We start from the raw sequence: 16,405 nt of genomic DNA on the forward strand, positions 1-16,405 counted from the left end.
CCCGGCCGGTCTGAGGACGAGACCGACGGTCCGTCCTCCACGAGGTCCTCGGCCGGAACCTCCCGTCACGACGGCAACCGCCCCACCTACACCGGGCGTCCGACACCCCCGCCTGCGCCGACCGGCGGCGGGGGCGTCGGATCTGGCGGTTCGGTCGGATCTGGCGGTGCGGGTGGGTCTGGCGGTTCGGGCGGGTCCGGCTGGCCCGGCGGCGGAGGTGGGGCGGGTGGCGGAGCTGGATCGGATGGCGGAGCTGGGGCGGGTGGCGGAGCTGGATCGGGTGGCGGAGGTGAGCCGGATGGCGGAGCTGGATCGGGTGGCGGAGCTGGGGCGGGTGGCGCGGGCAGATCTGGTGGCGCTGGTCGTTCTGGTGGCCTGGGTGATTCTGGGGGCGTTGGCGCTGGTTCCGATGCCGGGACGGGAGGCTCCTTCGGCGGAGGAACCGGCACGGCCGCCGGTGCATCCGCCGGCGCCGGACGTGCCGGTCTGATCGCGCGGCGTTAGGCGGCCGATCTGTCCCACCGCGCTCGCAGCCGGCGCCGTCGAACCGCCGGTGCGGGCAACGGTCCGCCTGGGGCTCGGCGGGTACGGATCGTGCCGCGCCGCGTCGGCGGGAGACCGGTTGGGCGCCGGCACCCCGACACGGCATCCACGGTATCGGTGGTACTACTCTGGGTGAGTTACGGTTCGGGCTCCCGTGGAGACGATGCGACCTGGGGGCCTGATGTCGGTGTTTGCCATGGCCATGGCGCTGCTCGCCGTCGCGGTGATGCTCGTCGGCATCGCCGGCACCCTACGCGGGCGGGTGGGTTGGGCCCGCATCTCCGGCCGGCGCCGCGGGTTGACCGTCGCGGCCGGCGGGTTCACGGTCGCCGTGACCGCCTTCGGCTTCTCCGCCCCCGCCGGTTCGGGCGGGGACGACGTCCGGCTCGGGACGACCAGCGCCGCCGACACCCGGCTCGGGCTCGGCGACCAGCCACAGCGCGACGATCCGCGCTGGCAGCCGGGCGATCCGCAGATCTCCCCCCTGCCGACGCTGCCACCGTTCCCCGGTTCGCTCTACGGCTCCTCCCCGGAGGCCACGGACGGAGCCACCGCCGCGGACGGTTCCGAGCAGGCGGCGCCGACGTATCCGGGCTCGTCCCGGGACGGTGCGCTCGACGAGAACGGCCTGGCCGCCGGCGATCCCACCCGCGTCGACCGGGGCGGGGACACCGACCAGGACGAGGAGCGATTCGCCGCGGACCCGGACGGCGGCGACCGCGACGGGTGGGACGACCGGCCCGGTCGCGGACGCACCGGTTCCGGCCTGGACGGAGGGTCGGCCGGTGACGACCCGGACGGCTACGCCTACCGGGACGAGACCCGACGCGGCGCCGCCGCTCCCGGGGCCGACGGCTATCCCGGAACCGGCGAATATCCCGGAACCGGCGAATATCCCGGAACCGGCGGCCACCGCGGAACCGGCGGAGATCCCGGAATCGGCGGATACTCCGGAACGGGCGGATATTCGGATACCGGTGGGTACCTCGGCGCGGGCGGCCATCCGGGGGCCGGTGGGAACACGGGGGCAGGCGGGTATTCGGGGGCCGGTGGGTATTCGGGGACGGGGGGGTACGTGGGAGCCGGCGGGTATCGGGGCGCCGCAGCCCGTCCGGCCGGTGTGGACGCCCCCGCCGGCACCGCGGCGCAGGGCGCCGCGCCGCGCGCCGGGACGCGACCCGGGTCTCGAGGGCCGACCGGCGCCGGGGGAGCGTCGGAGGCGGGCGCGGGCACCGCGACGAGCGGTCCGGGCGACACCACCCCGCGCACGCGGGGGCAGAACCGGCCCCCTGCGGGCTCCGGCTCGACGTCCGCTGCGAGGTCCGTGTCCGGCGCAGGCCCCCGCAGCCCGGAGGCTCCCGATGGGCGGGCCGCCGCAGGCTCCGCCGGGGCCGGGGCCGGGAGCGGGGCACAGCCCGCGGGTCCGGCGGCGCCGGGCGGCGGTCGGGCGTCGGCGCAGTCCGGCGTGGTCGTCGGGCAGCTGCCGCAGGTGCGGGTCGACCCCGGGATCGCGGGAGTCGGTCACGGCTGAGCCGCGAACGGAGCCGTACCGCCGGTCGTGGTCGGTGCCGCGGAGTGCTTGATCGACCGCCAGGCCGGGACGACGGTCAGGCGGTCAGGCGGACGGCGCCGACACCGCGCGCCGGGCCGCGACGAGGGCGCTCACCGCCGGGAGGTTCACCGAGCCCCAGGCGTCGAGCTGCGTGGGGAGCTCGGCGAGCGCCGAGTCGAGGACGAACAGCCCGGTGGTCGGGCAGGCTGCGCCGATCTCGACGAGCACGGGGCGCAGGTGCACCTCCACCGCCAGGGCATGCTGCGGCGCGGCGGCCACCTGGACCGGGATGGCCGGCAGGCCGGCGAGCTCACCGCCGCCGATCTGGTCGAGGAGCAACTTCAGCAGCCCGGTGTAGGTCGCCTTGTAGGTGGGCGTGGCGATGATGAGGACGTCGGCCGCCCGGATGGTGGCCAGGGCCGCCCCGACGGTCGGGTCGCCCCAGCCGAGGAGGCCGGAACCCAGCTCGCCGACCTCGATGACCTCCGCGGACGTCTCGAAGCCGCTCGCGGCCAGCGAGGTCGCGACGCGGCCGGCCACCGCCTCGGCGACCTGCCTGGTCCGGGACGCCGCCTTCGGGTTCCCCACGACGCTGACGATGCGGCACGGCTCCATCGGGCTGCCTCCCTGTCCGGTCGCGGGCCCGCCCGCGAGTCGCTGGAACCGACGGCGTCTGTTCCCGGTGTCGGCCGGCCGCAGTCTATCTGCGATCCGTCGGTACACGGCAACAGTCAGGCCTGCATCAACCCGGACGGTTACACGATGATGGCCGCTTTGTTGCGCCACCCGCGGCACCTCCGGGACACCCGGTGGCCCGGCCAGATCGGGCCGCGCGGCGCACATGCCGATCCGGCCCAGGCATCGGTGCCGGAGCCGGATGGGCGTGGTGCGGAAATGCCGGGTTTGGCGTTCGTCGAAGGCGGGAAGGTCGCGTCCGCCATCCTCGATGCCGCGCCGGCGGTCAGCGGGTGTGGAGGGCGAAAGTGTAGAAGATGGCGAGCGGCCACAGCAGGGTCGCGACGAGGGCGGTGAAGAAACTGCTCAGCGCGTGGCCGTCCCAGTCCGTGAAGTTCCAGTAGTCCTGGCTCGCGGTGATGACCACGCCAACGATGAGATAGAGAAGCGTACCGAGGCTGATGCTGCTGGTTCGGGTCCCAACCCGGGTGGCCATGACTGCTCCTTCGGCGGGGGCGATATGTGACTGTCGCAGGATTACCCGCTATCAGCCCACCTACACGCACCTGTCCGGTTAGGCCTTATGCCGGAATACCCCTTCGGGCGCCAGGAGGGCCGGGCCGGCCGGGGGCCGCTCGGGCGAACCGGCGAGGCGGGGCAGCGCATCGAGTGCACCCCGGTGGCGGACCGTCCAGGCCGCCGCGGCGAGGCCCGCTTCGACGGCGGCCAGAACGATGCCGGATGGCCGGGTGGCCGAGGCGGGCACGTGGAGCCGGCCGGCGTCGGTGGCCGGAGTGTTGGTGTCCGTCGTGTCGGTGTCGGTGTCGGTGGCGGTGGCGTGGGTGTCGGTGGCCGGGGCGTCGCCGGCGAACAGGACGTGGGTGAGCGCGGCGGTGAACGCGTCCGAGGCGGCGGTGGTGTCGACGACGGTCGTCGGATGGGCCGGACGGGCCCAGGACCGGGTGCCGTCCCAGACGGCGACACCGTGCTCCGCCCGGGTGACGCACACAGTGGCGTCCCGAACCGATGACCGAACGCGGCCGCCAGCTGAGCCCCGGGACCGTCGGCCGCCGGATCGCCGGCCGCCGCCAGCAGCAGCCTGGCCTCCTGTTCGTTCGGCGTGGCGACACTCACGCGGTCCCAGGGCAGGTCGACGAGGGCCGCCGCGGCTGCCCGCTCGGGCGGCGCGGGATGGACGACCAGCGCCGCGCCGGCCGCCAGGGCGTGGTCGACGGCCGCCCGCACGGTCGCGGGCGGCGGGTCGAAGGTCACGATGACCGCGCGGGCGGAACGGATGGCCTCCCGAGCGGGGGCCAGGTCGGCGGGGGTGAGCTCGACCGCCTCCGCCCAGCGGCAGAGGAACGCGGTGCGGCCGTCCGGGTGGGCGAGCACCACGCAGACGGGGGTCGCCGCGCCGGGACGGACGGCCATCGTGGCTGCGTCGACCCCCTCGGCTCGCAGCGCCGCGAGCAGCTCGCGGCCGGTCGTGTCCCCACCGACGACGCCGACGGCGCGGACCGGCACGCCGCGGCGGGCGAGCGCCACCGCCTGGTTCAGGCCCTTGCCGCCCGGCCGGGTCCGCACGGCGTCGACCCGAAGATCGTCCCCCCAGGCCGGCAGTGTGTCCGTGGTGACGATGCAGTCGAGGCAGAACCCGCCGATGACCACCACGCCCGACCCGCTCACCGGGTTCACGGTAGCCGGCCGACCCCGGGGACGGCGTGCAGATACCGTGCAGTCGGCGCGGAAGCCCGGGGGACAGAGGATACTCAGACCACGGATGAGCCGGAGTCCCGGGGTTGGAGTGTAACCCGGGTGTGGGCTGATACGGCCTTCTTTGTGGCCTTCTCCTGTCCCGGTCGGACCTTTTTGTGGGTATGTGCAGTGCCGCTCGGAACCTTTGCCGCGCCCCGACCTGCACACCATTGTCGTCCACCCGATAACGTACCGCCGTGCCTATTTCCTATCCCGTCGCCGCGCGGGCGACCCCGCCACCGCTGCCGATCGTCCCGAATATTGCACCATCAAAATCCGTGTACCTCGGTCCGTCGAACGTCATGCCACATTCCGACATATTCCCGTTCCTGGCCGTTCTGGTCGTCGTCCTGGCCGGCCTGCTCGTCGCCCGGGCACTGCGAACCGCCCTGGTCCGACGGCGGGCCGGCTGGTCCGTCGGCGGTCAGACCGGTGACCATTCCTCCGCCTGTGCGACCAGCCCGGACCAGTCCGCTCCCTGGCCTCTGGCCCGCTTCGCGAGCGAGAGAATGCCGTTCGACAACCAACTGCTCGGCCGGACCGCCGAGGCGGCCAGCGCCCTCGTCGCCAGAATCTCCGCCTCGTCCAGATCACGCGACCGCATCGCCGCCGACGCCTGGTAGAGCCGCACGGCGGCGAGCGCGCCGGACGCCCGGGAGCGGCCGAACAGATCGGCGGCCTCATCGAGGCGCTGTTGGCCCTCGTCCACAGCGCCCGCGGCGACGAGCGCCGCACCCCCGAACGTCGGCAGATAGCCCGGATGAATGCCGTCGAGGCTGTAGCCCAACGAACCCTGGGGCAGCTTCGCGGCGATGGCGTCCGCCGAGCGCAGCACGGCCACGATGCCGTCCGTCGGCATGTGCCGGCGGCCATGATGTGCGCCTCGGTGGTGATCGCAAGGATCGCGGTGTGCGCGTGCGGCGCAGCGGCCCGAGCGGTCCGGGCGAGCTGCAGGCCGTCGAAGGTGCTGTCGAAGGAGTAGGCCGCCAGTTCGGCCAGCACGACTCCGGCGTGGGCGGCGGTGGTGGCGTCCCCGACGTGTTTCGCGAGGACCAGCGCCGCCCGCGCCGCGATCGTCGCCCGGTTCGGCTGCCCGCTGTCGCCCTGGGCGACCGAGGTCATCAGGAGGATCCGGCCGTGCGCCCGCAGCCAGTCCTGACGCAGGGCCGAACCCAGCCGCCAGCGCCCGATGGTGCGGGCGTGGTGCTCGAGGGTGGCGAGCCGTTCGACGAGCTCCGCCGGCGGGGTGGTCTCCCAGCGGCGGGCGAGGGTCTCCAGCGTGGACTCGACCTGCTCCAGGGCTACCCGGCTGTCCGCCGCCGAGGAACTCATGTCGGCGGCACCGCCACCGAGGAGTGCACCGACGACGAGCGCGCTCGAGGTGACGAGCGTCCGGCGGTCCGTCGAGGCGTCCATGCGGCACTCCTGACGGTCGCGACCTGGCGGACCCGGCACGTGTACGGCATACCTGCACGTGCAGCCATGATGTTCTCCGCCCGAGGATCTCAACTCAGTTAGCCAACGATAACCGCTCAAAGCTTGTTATGTCGGCTCGGCGCTCACTTCGGGACTTTCGTCGGCCGTTTTCCACCACCGTGGTGGTGTTGTGCACCGGCTTTGCCCGCGCCTGTCCGCGGTGGAGCTAAGCGGAACGGGTCGAAAGTCCGTCCAGGGCGCGGCGCAGATCGGCCGCGAGGTCGTCGGCCGATTCGATGCCGACCGAGAGCCGGACGAGCTCCGCCGGCACGGCGAGCGGCGAGTTTACGACCGACGCATGCGTCATGCTGGCCGGATGCTCGATCAGGGATTCCACTCCGCCGAGTGACTCGGCGAGGGTGAACAGCCGGGTCCGCCCGCACAGTTCGACCGCGGCCCGCGGGCCGTCCCGCAGGGTGAGCGAGACCATCCCGCCGAAGTCGCGCATCTGTTTGGCGGCGATGCCGTGCCCGGCATGACCGGGCAGGCCCGGGTAGTACACCGTCGAGACGGCCGGATGCGCCGCCAGCAGGGTGGCGACACCGCGGGCGTTGGCGCAGTGCCGGTCCATCCGCACGGCGAGCGTCTTGATGCCGCGCAGGACGAGCCAGCAGTCGAACGGTCCGGGGACGGCACCGGCCGCGTTCTGCAGGAATCGCAGCTGCGTGCCGAGTTCGGGATCGCTGACCACGATCGCGCCGCCCACGACGTCGCTGTGGCCGCCGAGGTACTTCGTGGTGGAGTGGACCACGGCGTCGGCGCCGAGGGCCAGCGGCTGCTGAAGGTAGGGCGAGGCGAACGTGTTGTCCACGGCGAGCAGTGCGCCGGCGTCGTGGGCGAGCGACGCGAGCGCGGCGATGTCGGCGATCGTCAGCAGCGGGTTCGTCGGCGTCTCGCACCACACCAGCCGGGTCACGCCCGGGCGGACCGCGGCCCGGGTCGCCTCCAGGTCGGTGAGGTCGACGCTGCTGTGCTCGACCCCCCACTCGCCGAGGACCCGGGCGATCAGCCGGTAGGTCCCGCCGTAGGCGTCGGCCGGGATGATCACATGATCGCCGGGGCGGCACACCGCCCGCAGCAGTGTGTCGGTCGCCGCCATGCCCGCGGAGAAGGCGAGGCCCACGCGGCCGCCCTCCAGCGCGGCGAGGCAGGTCTCCAGGGCCGCGCGGGTCGGGTTGCCGGACCGGGAGTACTCGAATCCGCCGCGCAGGCCGCCCACGCCGTCCTGGGCGAAGGTCGAGGACAGATGGAGGGGGGGCGCCACCGCGCCGGTGCCCGGATCGGGATCCTGCCCGGCGTGGATCGCGATCGTCTCGAACCCGTCGGCGAACTCGTCGGTGCTCATGACGCCACGCTACGGCGCCACGGCCAGGAAACTCAGCAGGTCGGCGCGCGTGAGGATGCCGACCGGGCTGCCCTCGTCGTGGACCAGGACCGCCGGATCGTCGCCGAGGACCGCGACGATCCGGGACAGCGGCTCGCCGACCCCCACCATCGGCAGCGGCGGGGACAGGTGCTCGCTCACGGGGGAGTCGACGGCGGACCGGTCGGCGAAGACCGCGGCGAGCAGGTGACGTTCGATCACCGAGCCCGCCACCTCGGCCGCGCGCAGAGGTGGTTCGTGGCGGACCACCGGCATCTGCGAGACGTTGTACTCCCGCAGGTAGGAGATGGCCGCGCCGACCGTCTCGTCCGGATGGACGTGCACGAGGTCGGGCGGCCCACCGCCCCGGCCGCCCTCGTGGCCCTGGTCGGTCGGCCGGCTCTGCTCGCTCTTGTACCGCAGCGCGTCGGCGACGGTCGGGCCGCTCGACGGCGGCTCCAGGAAGCCGTACTCGTACATCCACTCGTCGTTGAAGATCTTCGACAGGTAGCCGCGGCCCGAGTCGGGGAGCAGGACCACGACGACGTCGTCGGGCCCGAGACCGCCGGCGACGCGCAGCGCCGCCACCACGGCCAGCCCGCAGGACCCACCGACCAGCAGCCCGCACCGCCGGGCGAGATCCCGGGTCATCAGGAACGAGTCGCGGTCGCTGACCGCCTCCACCCGGTCGACGACCGTCTTGTCGTAGGTCGTCGGCCAGATGTCCTCACCGACTCCTTCGACGAGGTAGGGCCGGCCGCTGCCGCCGGAGTAGACCGATCCCTCCGGATCGGCGCCGATGATCTGCACGGCGCCGCCGGACACCTCCTTGAGGTAGCGGCCCACACCGCTGATCGTGCCGCCCGTGCCGATCCCGGCGACGAAGTGCGTGACGCGGCCGTCGGTCGCCCGCCAGATCTCCGGCCCGGTGGTCGCCCGGTGCGCGGCCGGGTTGTGGGGGTTGGAGTACTGGTCCGGGCTCCACCCGCCCGGGGTCTCCCGGACCAGCCGGCGGGCCACCTCGTAGTAGGAGCGGGGATCGTCGGGGGGCACCGCCGTGGGGCAGACGACGACCTCCGCGCCGTACGCGCGCAGGACCGCCCGCTTCTCCTCGCTGATCTTGTCCGGCATCGTGAACACGCAGTGGTAGCCCCGCCGCGCCGCCACCAGCGCCAGGCCCACCCCCGTGTTGCCGCTGGTCGGTTCGATGATGGTGCCGCCCGGCCGCAGCGCCCCGGCCTCCTCGGCGGCGGCGACCATCGCCAGCGCCACCCGGTCCTTCACCGAGCCGCCCGGATTCAGGTATTCGAGCTTGCCCAGCACCGGCGCCGGGGTCTCGGCGATTCCCGGCGTCAACCGGACCAGGGGCGTGTCACCGACGAGGTCGACGACGTGGTCGTACACCTGCATACCGGGCATCCACCTATCGCTGCGGTCGGAACGCGGGCGGGTCGTGCGTGGTCCGGACCGGTCGGGCGTTGCCCGGGCTGGTCGGGCGAAACCCGGACCCTGCCGTGCCCGGGCCACCACCGTCGACGGTAGCGAGTCGGGGCCGCCGCCGCCCGCCACCCGCCGGATCCGCCGGGTGCTGACGGTGAACTCGCCCCAAGTGGGGTAAAGGTCGCCGCCCCGTGGGTAAAGTTCCGCAGGCGCTATCCGCCCGCGTTGCACCCGACGCCGCGGGCCTCGGCGACGACCGGTCCCCGATTCCGGGAGAGAGTGCGGGTGGGTCAATGCGCGTCCTGCTCAACGTCATCTGGCTGGTGCTCTGCGGCATCTGGCTGGCCATCGGTTATGCCCTGGCGGCGCTGATCTGTTTCATCCTCATCATCACCATTCCGTTCGGCATCGCGTCGCTGCGGATGGCCAACTACGCGTTGTGGCCGTTCGGCCGGCGGGTGGTCGATCGTCCGGATGCCGGCGGGGCGTCCCTGGTGGGCAACATTGTGTGGATCGTTTTCGCCGGCTGGTGGCTGGCCCTCGGGCATCTCACCACCGGGATCGCGCTGTGCCTGACCGTCATCGGTATTCCGCTCGGCCTGGCGAACTTCAAGCTGATCCCGGTGTCGCTGATGCCGCTGGGCAAGGAGATCGTGGACGTGGACAGCCCCGTCCCCGTCTGAGGGGGCCCGGTGCGGCCGGCTCCCGGCCGGCCGGGACCGCCCCCGCTCAGGCGGCCCGGCCCAGCGGCTCAGCGGCCCAGCGCCGCCTGTAGGTCGCGCACGTGCTCCTGGGTCTGTTCGAGCAGCGGACGCAGCGCCTCGGCGACGTCGGCCAGGCCCAGCTCGTTGGCCTGGCCGAACCGCTCGCGGTAGCGGTCGAGCTGCTCGGACTCCAGCCGCAGATCGTCCCGCAGCGCCTCCTGGGCCCCGCTCGACGGGTGGACCTGGGACACGTCGACGGTCGGTGTCCCGCCGAGGAAGGAGATCTGCTCGGCGAGGATCTGGGCGTGGCTGAGCTCCTGCGGCAGGTGCCGCTTGATCTCGTCGGCGACGTTGAGGTACTCGGCGCCCGTGATGACCGCGCCGTGCTGGATGTACTGGACGATCGACTGGTACTCGGAGCTGAGGTCGTCGTTGAGCAGCTTGACGAAGGTCTCCCGATCCATGCCCTGTGGCCTCCCTGTCTGCAGTACTCCGCCCGGACGGTGCGTCCGGGCGGTCTGAGCGGGATGCCCGTTCTCGGGCCAGTCATGCCTGCACGGCACCTCGGTGGCCGGCCAGGGACCCGGACGGCCGGGCCGCCGGCTCCGGCTCTGGCGGCGGAGCGGGAGCCGGAGCACCGTCATCGTCCGCGGCCGCGCCGCTTGCGTTCCGGCCCGGCGAGGATGTCGGGCTCGGCGCCGGACGCCGTGGCGGCCCGGCGCCCGCGGGCGTTGTCGGCGGGCGCGGCGGCGCGGGTGGCCGCGGCCGCGCGCGTGGCCTCCTGGGCCCGTCGCTGGAGCGCCTCGATCACGGGGGTGGGGCCGGTCGGCGCCGAGTGCAGGGCGTTTTCCGCTGGGTAGGGCAGCGGGCCCCGCACGTTCCAGCCGGCGGGACTCGGCTGCTCGGCGACGAGGTCGCTGAACGCGACGATCGGCCGGTCCCGGCGGTGGTGATGGCCCCCGCGGTGGCCCTGCCGCCGCTGGATGGGCGCCGTGACCGGATCCCCGGACTCGGTCGGCGGGCCCGGCGTCGGCTCGGACTCCTCGGCCGGTCCGCGGGTCTGGAACCAGCCGAAGTGCGCGTTCTTCCCGCGGAGCACCGCGTTCTCGGAGCGGACGATCACCAGCAGCGCGGTGGCGAAGGCGGCGCGCATACGGGCCTCGACGAGCTGCCGTTCGAGATCGGCGACATAGGTCGGATCGATGGTCCCGTCCGACCCCCGGTCGGTCTCCGGGTCGCCCGGCGGGCCGAACGCCTCCAGATGCAGCGGCCGGCACCGTTCGAGCTGCGCCGCCCGCTGCGACTGATCCTCCGGATAGAGCAGCTCCACGTAGTTCTCGATGACGTTCCAGTCGATCTGTTTCTCGCCCCGGAACTGACGGCTGAGATCGCGTGCCCGCGCGCGCCGGATCTTGATGTCCTCGCTGTCGGACCAGACTTTCCGTACCACCATCTCGTAACTCACCCGATAAGGGCGGTTGAGTTCATGAAGATGGTGCAGCAGCGTGAGCTGGCTGCTGTTCTCGAGTTCGGGTCTTGGTCCTCGAGGGCGAGCACCGGAAAGAGTCATCGACGGTCCATCCGATTGTAGTGACGGTGCGCCTGCGAGCGAACTGGCGTCGGCCTCCATTACCCCTGCGACGTCACTACGGGTCACCGGCGTCCGGTCCCCCCGGGGGGCGGCGCCCCGGGCATCGGTCGACGCGCAGCTCGCCCTGACACTATCGGTTCCTTTCCGCCATGGACCGGTGGTTGCGCACCTACGACTACGCTCGCCCATGCTCCGGTGTCAACTGTCCTGGCCCGGTGCTCCCGGGCCGGAATAACATGGCTCGTTGTGCCACTTCACCGAAATCTGTTGCATCGACAACTCTGCTGGCGGGTCGAGGGGCACGGGGCGAAGTCGCGTATCGGCGGCCCGCGCCGGACCCGGTACGCCGGCGTCGGGCCGGCCGCCGTGGGCCTGCGGAGCATCCGGCCCCGGCGTCGATCGCCTTCGCTCTTCCGGAGTGGTCGGACGGACCCAGGCTATCGTCGGCCGCCACCATCGACCCGGGAATCACCGCCCGCGCAGGAATGCGGGTCCGGAATGACATCCGCCGCCGGCCGGCGGCAATTCGGTGTGCGTTGGTCGCGGCAGGTCGTCGCCGGTCGCGGCGGGTCGCGGCGGGGTCGCGGCGGCGTCGCGGCGGGGCGTGGCGCGCGGGGTCAGTGTTCGGTCGGTCGATCGACGGCGGCCGCGGCTCGCGAGGCGGTCACGCTCGATCGGAAACGCCTTGACCTGACGTTGGGTTGAGGCCGTAAGGTCGCCACGCGTCCATGGCGCGTCACCCGTCGTCAGGCGGGCTGTGCGACCGCCGTCCCGTCCTCCGCCACCCGGTTGTGGATCACGGGGGTCGCCGCCCGTCGTGGCCGTCATGACGGTGGGGGGACCTGCTCGGTGTCCCCGCGACGGCAGCGGGACGCCCTGGTCGACCGGGTATCGCCGCTGCAGAGAGGGACCGCATGCTCATCCGACTTCTGCGGGCGCATCTGGCCCGCTACCGGCGGCCCATCGCGATCCTGGTGACCCTGCAACTGGTCTCGACGATCGGCATGCTGTATCTGCCGACCCTGAACGCCGACATCATCGACCACGGGGTCGTGGTCGGCGACACGGGTTACATCCTGCGTATCGGCGGGCTCATGCTCGGCGTCAGCATCGTGCAGCTCGTGTGCGCAGCCGCGGCGGTGTTCTTCGGCGCGCGCACGGCGATGGCCATCGGCCGTGACCTGCGGGGGGCGGTGTTCGACCGGGTGCAGGCGTTCTCGGCCCGCGAGGTCGGTCGCTTCGGAGCTCCCTCGCTCATCACCCGGGCGACCAACGACGTCCAGCAGGTGCAGATGCTGGTGCTGCTCAGCTTCACGCTGATGGTCTCCGCGCCGATCATGTGCATCGGCGGGATCATCCTCGCGGTGAACCAGGACGCCGGGCTGTCCCTGCTCCTGGTCGTGATCGTCCCGGTCCTCGCGGTCATCATCACGCTGATCGTGCGCCGGATGCGCCCGCTCGGGCGGGCCATGCAGGAACGGCTGGACACGGTCAACCGGATCCTGCGCGAGCAGATCACGGGGCTGCGGGTCATCCGGGCCTTCGTCCGCGACGACCACGAACGGCAGCGGTTCGGGGTGGCCAACACCGAGCTGACCGACGTCTCGCTGCGGTTCGGCCGCCTGATGGCACTGATGTTCCCGCTCGTGCTCACGATCGTGAACTTCTCCAGCGTCGCCGTGCTCTGGTTCGGGGCGCACCGCATCGACGCGGGCCACATGCAGATCGGCGCGCTGACCGCGTTTCTCAGCTACCTCATGCAGATCCTCATGTCGGTCATGATGGCGACGTTCATGTTCATGATGATTCCGCGCGCCGAGGTCTGCGCCGAACGCATCCAGGAGGTGCTGGCGACGGACTCCTCGCTGCGGCCGCCGGACAACCCGGTGCGCGAGCTGCGCGCCCACGGCCTGCTGGAGCTGCGGGGGGTGGGCTTCCACTACCCGGGGGCGGAGGACCCGGTCCTGCGCGGCGTCAGCCTCACCGCCCGCCCCGGCCAGACCACCGCCGTCATCGGCAGCACGGGCAGCGGGAAGACGACCCTGCTCGGCCTCGTCCCGCGGCTCGCGGAGGCGACCGAGGGCGCGGTGCTGGTCGACGGCGTCGACGTGCGCGACATCGATCAGGCCCTGCTGGCCCGCACCGTCGGCGTCGTGCCGCAGCGGCCCTACCTGTTCTCCGGGACCATCGCGTCGAACCTGCGCTACGGCAAGCCCGACGCCACCGACGACGAACTCTGGCAGGCCCTGGAGACGGCGCAGGCGAAGGAGTTCGTCGAGGCGATGCCGGACGGGCTCGACGCGCCGATCGCGCAGGGCGGCACGAACGTCTCCGGCGGGCAGCGCCAGCGGCTCTGCATCGCCCGGCTGCTGGTCCACCGCCCCGAGATCTACCTGTTCGACGACTCGTTCTCGGCCCTCGACTACGCCACCGACGCCCGCCTGCGCGCGGCGCTCGCCCGGGAGACCGCCGACGCCACCGTCGTGATCGTCGCCCAGCGGGTGGCCACCATCCGCGACGCCGACCAGATCATCGTGCTGGAGGGTGGAGAGGTGGTCGGGGTGGGCACCCATCACGAGCTCATGGCCGACAACCCGACCTACCGCGAGATCGTGCTCTCGCAGCTCACCGAGCAGGAGGCGGCGTGAGCGGGACCGCTCCCACCCCGGCACCGCGGCGCGGGCCGGCCCCGATGGCCGGGCCGGCGCGATTCCTCGGCGGTCAGGGTGCCGCCGAGAAGTCCGCGGACTTCGCCGGTTCGAGCCGGCGGCTGCTGCGCCTGCTGCGGCCGCAGCGGCTGCTGCTGACAGCCGCCGTCGGGTTGGGGGCGGTAAGCGTCGGGCTCACCGTGACCGGGCCGCGGCTGCTCGGCCACGCCACCGACCTGGTGTTCGCGGGAATCTTCAGCCGGCGGCTGCCCGCCGGGACGACGAAGGAACAGGACGTCGCCGCGCTGCGGGCCGCGGGGCACGGCACCCAGGCCGACCTGCTCGCCTCGCTGCACCTCACCCCCGGCCGCGGGATGGACTTCGGCGCGATCGGCACGGTGCTGCTGTGGGTCGCCGTGATCTACGCCCTCGCCGGGATCTGCGGGGTGCTGCAGGCCCGCCTGACCAACCTGGCGATCCAGCGGGTGATCGGCGAGCTGCGCGGGGACGTGCAGCGCAAGATCTCGCGGCTGCCCACCCGCTACTTCGACGGCCAGCCACGCGGGGAGGTGCTCAGCCGGGTCACCAACGACATCGACAACCTCGGCCAGAGCCTCCAGCAGAGCGCGTCGCAGATCGTCGCCTCGGGGCTGACCATCCTCGGCGTGCTGGCGATGATGTTCTGGATCTCCTGGCTGCTCGCCCTGATCGCGCTGGTGACGGTGCCGCTGTCGGTCGTGGTGGCGACGCGGGTCGGCAGGCTCGCCCAGCCCCAGTTCGTCGCCCAGTGGAAGGTCACCGGACGGCTCAACGCCCACGTCGAGGAGATGTACACCGGGCACACCCTCGTCCGCGCGTTCGGCCGTCAGGAGGAGTCGGCGCAGGCGTTCCGGGAGTACAACGAGCAGCTGTACGCGGCGAGCTGGCGGGCGCAGTCCATCTCCGGGTTCATGCAGCCGGCGATGATGTTCATCGGCAACCTCAACTACGTCCTGGTGGCCGTGATCGGCGGGCTTCGGGTGGCCTCGGGGGCGCTGACGATCGGCGACGTCCAGGCGTTCATCCAGTACTCGCGCCAGTTCAGCCAGCCGCTGTCGCAGGCGGCCAGCATGGCGAACCTCCTCCAGTCCGGGGTGGCCTCCGCGGAGCGGGTGTTCGACCTGCTGGACACCGCCGAGCAGGAGCCCGACCCGCCTGCGCCGGCGCGGCCCGAGCGGCTGCGCGGCCGGGTCGCGTTCGAGCACGTCGCGTTCCGCTACAAGCCGGACAAGCCGCTGATCGAGGACCTCTCCCTGGTCGCCGAGCCGGGCCACACGATCGCGATCGTGGGCCCCACGGGGGCCGGCAAGACGACCCTGATCAACCTGCTGCTGCGCTTCTACGACGTGACCTCGGGGCGGATCACCCTCGACGGCGTGGACATCGCGGCCATGACCCGCGACGGGCTGCGCGCCCAGATCGGCATGGTGCTGCAGGACACCTGGCTGTTCGGCGGCACCATCGCCGAGAACATCGCCTACGGCGCCGAGGGCGCCACCCGGGAGCAGGTCGTGGCCGCGGCCCGGGCCGCCCACGTCGACCGGTTCGTCCGCACCCTGCCGGCCGGTTACGACACGGTGCTCGACGACGAGGGGACCGGCGTCAGCGGCGGCGAGAAGCAGCTCATCACCATCGCCCGCGCGTTCCTCGTCGAACCGCTGATCCTGGTCCTCGACGAGGCCACGAGCTCGGTGGACACCCGCACGGAGGTCCTCATCCAGCAGGCGATGTCGACGCTGCGCGCGGGCCGGACCGCCTTCGTCATCGCCCACCGGCTGTCGACGATCCGCGACGCCGACACCATCCTCGTGATGGAGCACGGGGCGATCGTCGAACAGGGCGATCACGCCGGCCTGCTCGCCGCGGACGGCCCGTACGCCCGGCTCTACCGGTCTCAGTTCGCCGAGGCCGCCGTGGAGATCTAGCGCGCGGACGCCGGCAGGCTGGCCCACGACCGGCCGGTCTCCAGGTGCTCCTTCAGGCTGGACAGCGTCGAGGGCCACCCGCCGTAGAGGTCGTGGTCGGCGCCGTCGCGGATCTGGTCGTGCACGACGGTGAGGCGGCAGGCGTCGCCCACGGTCTCGATCACCCAGGTCACGCGGGTGATGCCCGCATCGCGCACGTCGTCGCTCCACAGCGCGACCGTGCGCTGGACCAGCCGCCGCGGCGGCACGACCTCCAGGTTGACACCGGAACCGAGCCGCGCCCCGGTTCCCGGGTGGCGCAGCTCGAAGCCGGAACCGGGGGTCCAGTCCGAGGTCATCCGCGCGCCCAGATCACGGGTGACGCTCGTGTCGGGCGTCGTGATCGCGGCCCAGAGGCGGCACGGCGTGGTGCGGATGTAGATCTCGAACACCTTCTCCATCGGTCTCTCCCGACTGCGTGCGCGCTCGCTGTGCGTGACGAATCGGAGCGGCGTCCGCTCCCATCCTCCGGAGATGGCCGGGCGGCGGCAAGGGACCGGCGGGGGGCACCTTCGGGCCATTCGGGCCCCGATCGCCGGCACGACGGTGTACGAGCCGGAGTGGGGGAATGACGCCTGCGCGCCGAATGTCGGTCTCCGGTCGATTACCGCAGGTCAGGAGGATTCATGGGCCGCCTTCAGGGTTCGTACCGACC

The 16,405-nt window shown here is 72.6% G+C and carries 15 protein-coding genes and 1 pseudogene; 6 read left to right on the forward strand and 10 right to left on the reverse strand.

What is annotated here, in order from left to right:
• Positions 1–226 precede the first annotated feature (226 nt).
• Together FRAAL_RS32710 and FRAAL_RS35505 are read left to right on the forward strand one after the other, a co-directional pair.
• Complete coding sequence (locus tag FRAAL_RS32710; protein ID WP_050996996.1) at positions 227–490, forward strand: hypothetical protein; 264 nt, start codon at positions 227–229, stop codon at positions 488–490.
• A gap of 216 nt (positions 491–706) precedes the next feature.
• Positions 707–2,074: a hypothetical protein gene (locus tag FRAAL_RS35505; protein WP_162137454.1), complete on the forward strand. Its 1,368-nt coding sequence runs from the start codon at positions 707–709 to the stop codon at positions 2,072–2,074.
• Positions 2,075–2,158: 84 nt separating this feature from the next.
• Here the strand turns inward: FRAAL_RS35505 and FRAAL_RS03355 are convergent, their stop codons facing one another.
• The 5 genes and pseudogenes from FRAAL_RS03355 to FRAAL_RS34535 form a co-directional block, all read right to left on the reverse strand.
• Positions 2,159–2,710, reverse strand: a complete 552-nt coding sequence (locus FRAAL_RS03355) for an NADPH-dependent FMN reductase (protein ID WP_063822594.1) — start codon at positions 2,708–2,710, stop codon at positions 2,159–2,161.
• A 346-nt stretch (positions 2,711–3,056) separates the two neighbouring features.
• Entirely contained in the window at positions 3,057–3,197 is a 141-nt protein-coding gene (locus FRAAL_RS03360; RefSeq protein WP_231861487.1) for a hypothetical protein, read from the reverse strand.
• Between the two features lie 147 nt (positions 3,198–3,344).
• The gene (locus tag FRAAL_RS35510; protein ID WP_050996997.1) at positions 3,345–3,779 is read right to left on the reverse strand and encodes a PfkB family carbohydrate kinase; all 435 of its coding nucleotides are present in this window, start codon (positions 3,777–3,779) and stop codon (positions 3,345–3,347) included.
• Positions 3,780–3,895: 116 nt separating this feature from the next.
• A pseudogene (locus tag FRAAL_RS35985) lies at positions 3,896–4,696 on the reverse strand (carbohydrate kinase family protein); the annotation flags it as partial.
• A gap of 253 nt (positions 4,697–4,949) precedes the next feature.
• The gene (locus FRAAL_RS34535; protein WP_231861488.1) at positions 4,950–5,384 is read right to left on the reverse strand and encodes a hypothetical protein; all 435 of its coding nucleotides are present in this window, start codon (positions 5,382–5,384) and stop codon (positions 4,950–4,952) included.
• Positions 5,385–5,738: 354 nt separating this feature from the next.
• On the opposite strand from FRAAL_RS34535, the gene FRAAL_RS34540 reads away from it, so the two are divergent.
• Positions 5,739–5,954 carry a hypothetical protein gene (locus FRAAL_RS34540; RefSeq protein ID WP_231861489.1) on the forward strand — a complete coding sequence of 72 codons (216 nt, stop codon included), beginning with the start codon at positions 5,739–5,741 and terminating at the stop codon, positions 5,952–5,954.
• A gap of 213 nt (positions 5,955–6,167) precedes the next feature.
• Here the strand turns inward: FRAAL_RS34540 and FRAAL_RS03375 are convergent, their stop codons facing one another.
• Together FRAAL_RS03375 and FRAAL_RS03380 are read right to left on the reverse strand one after the other, a co-directional pair.
• Positions 6,168–7,346: a cystathionine gamma-synthase gene (locus FRAAL_RS03375; protein ID WP_011602019.1), complete on the reverse strand. Its 1,179-nt coding sequence runs from the start codon at positions 7,344–7,346 to the stop codon at positions 6,168–6,170.
• Positions 7,347–7,355: 9 nt separating this feature from the next.
• Positions 7,356–8,774 (reverse strand): cystathionine beta-synthase, encoded by a 1,419-nt coding sequence (locus FRAAL_RS03380; RefSeq protein WP_041938770.1) that lies wholly within the window; start codon positions 8,772–8,774, stop codon positions 7,356–7,358.
• Between the two features lie 323 nt (positions 8,775–9,097).
• Here FRAAL_RS03380 and FRAAL_RS03385 point away from each other — a divergent pair, with 323 nt between their 5' ends.
• On the forward strand, positions 9,098–9,487 hold the full coding sequence (locus tag FRAAL_RS03385) for a YccF domain-containing protein (RefSeq protein WP_011602021.1): 390 nt from the start codon (positions 9,098–9,100) through the stop codon (positions 9,485–9,487).
• Positions 9,488–9,555: 68 nt separating this feature from the next.
• Here FRAAL_RS03385 and FRAAL_RS03390 read toward each other — a convergent pair whose 3' ends face one another.
• Entirely contained in the window at positions 9,556–9,972 is a 417-nt protein-coding gene (locus FRAAL_RS03390; protein ID WP_011602022.1) for a ferritin-like domain-containing protein, read from the reverse strand.
• Positions 9,973–10,148: 176 nt separating this feature from the next.
• Positions 10,149–10,973, reverse strand: coding sequence for a hypothetical protein (locus tag FRAAL_RS03395; RefSeq protein ID WP_011602023.1), 825 nt, complete (start codon positions 10,971–10,973; stop codon positions 10,149–10,151).
• A 1,040-nt stretch (positions 10,974–12,013) separates the two neighbouring features.
• Between FRAAL_RS03395 and FRAAL_RS03400 the strand changes: the two genes are divergently transcribed.
• Positions 12,014–13,747, forward strand: coding sequence for an ABC transporter ATP-binding protein (locus tag FRAAL_RS03400; RefSeq protein ID WP_011602024.1), 1,734 nt, complete (start codon positions 12,014–12,016; stop codon positions 13,745–13,747).
• A 44-nt stretch (positions 13,748–13,791) separates the two neighbouring features.
• A complete protein-coding gene (locus FRAAL_RS03405; RefSeq protein ID WP_011602025.1) occupies positions 13,792–15,711 on the forward strand; it encodes an ABC transporter ATP-binding protein in 1,920 nt (639 codons plus the stop codon).
• Here the strand turns inward: FRAAL_RS03405 and FRAAL_RS03410 are convergent.
• Complete coding sequence (locus FRAAL_RS03410) at positions 15,708–16,151, reverse strand: SRPBCC domain-containing protein (RefSeq protein WP_050996998.1); 444 nt, start codon at positions 16,149–16,151, stop codon at positions 15,708–15,710. The two genes, FRAAL_RS03405 and FRAAL_RS03410, sit on opposite strands and share 4 nt — an antisense overlap.
• Between the last annotated feature and the right edge of the window lie 254 nt (positions 16,152–16,405).

This window comes from Frankia alni ACN14a, assembly GCF_000058485.1.
In the GTDB taxonomy this organism is placed as follows: Bacteria; Actinomycetota; Actinomycetes; order Frankiales; family Frankiaceae; genus Frankia; species Frankia alni.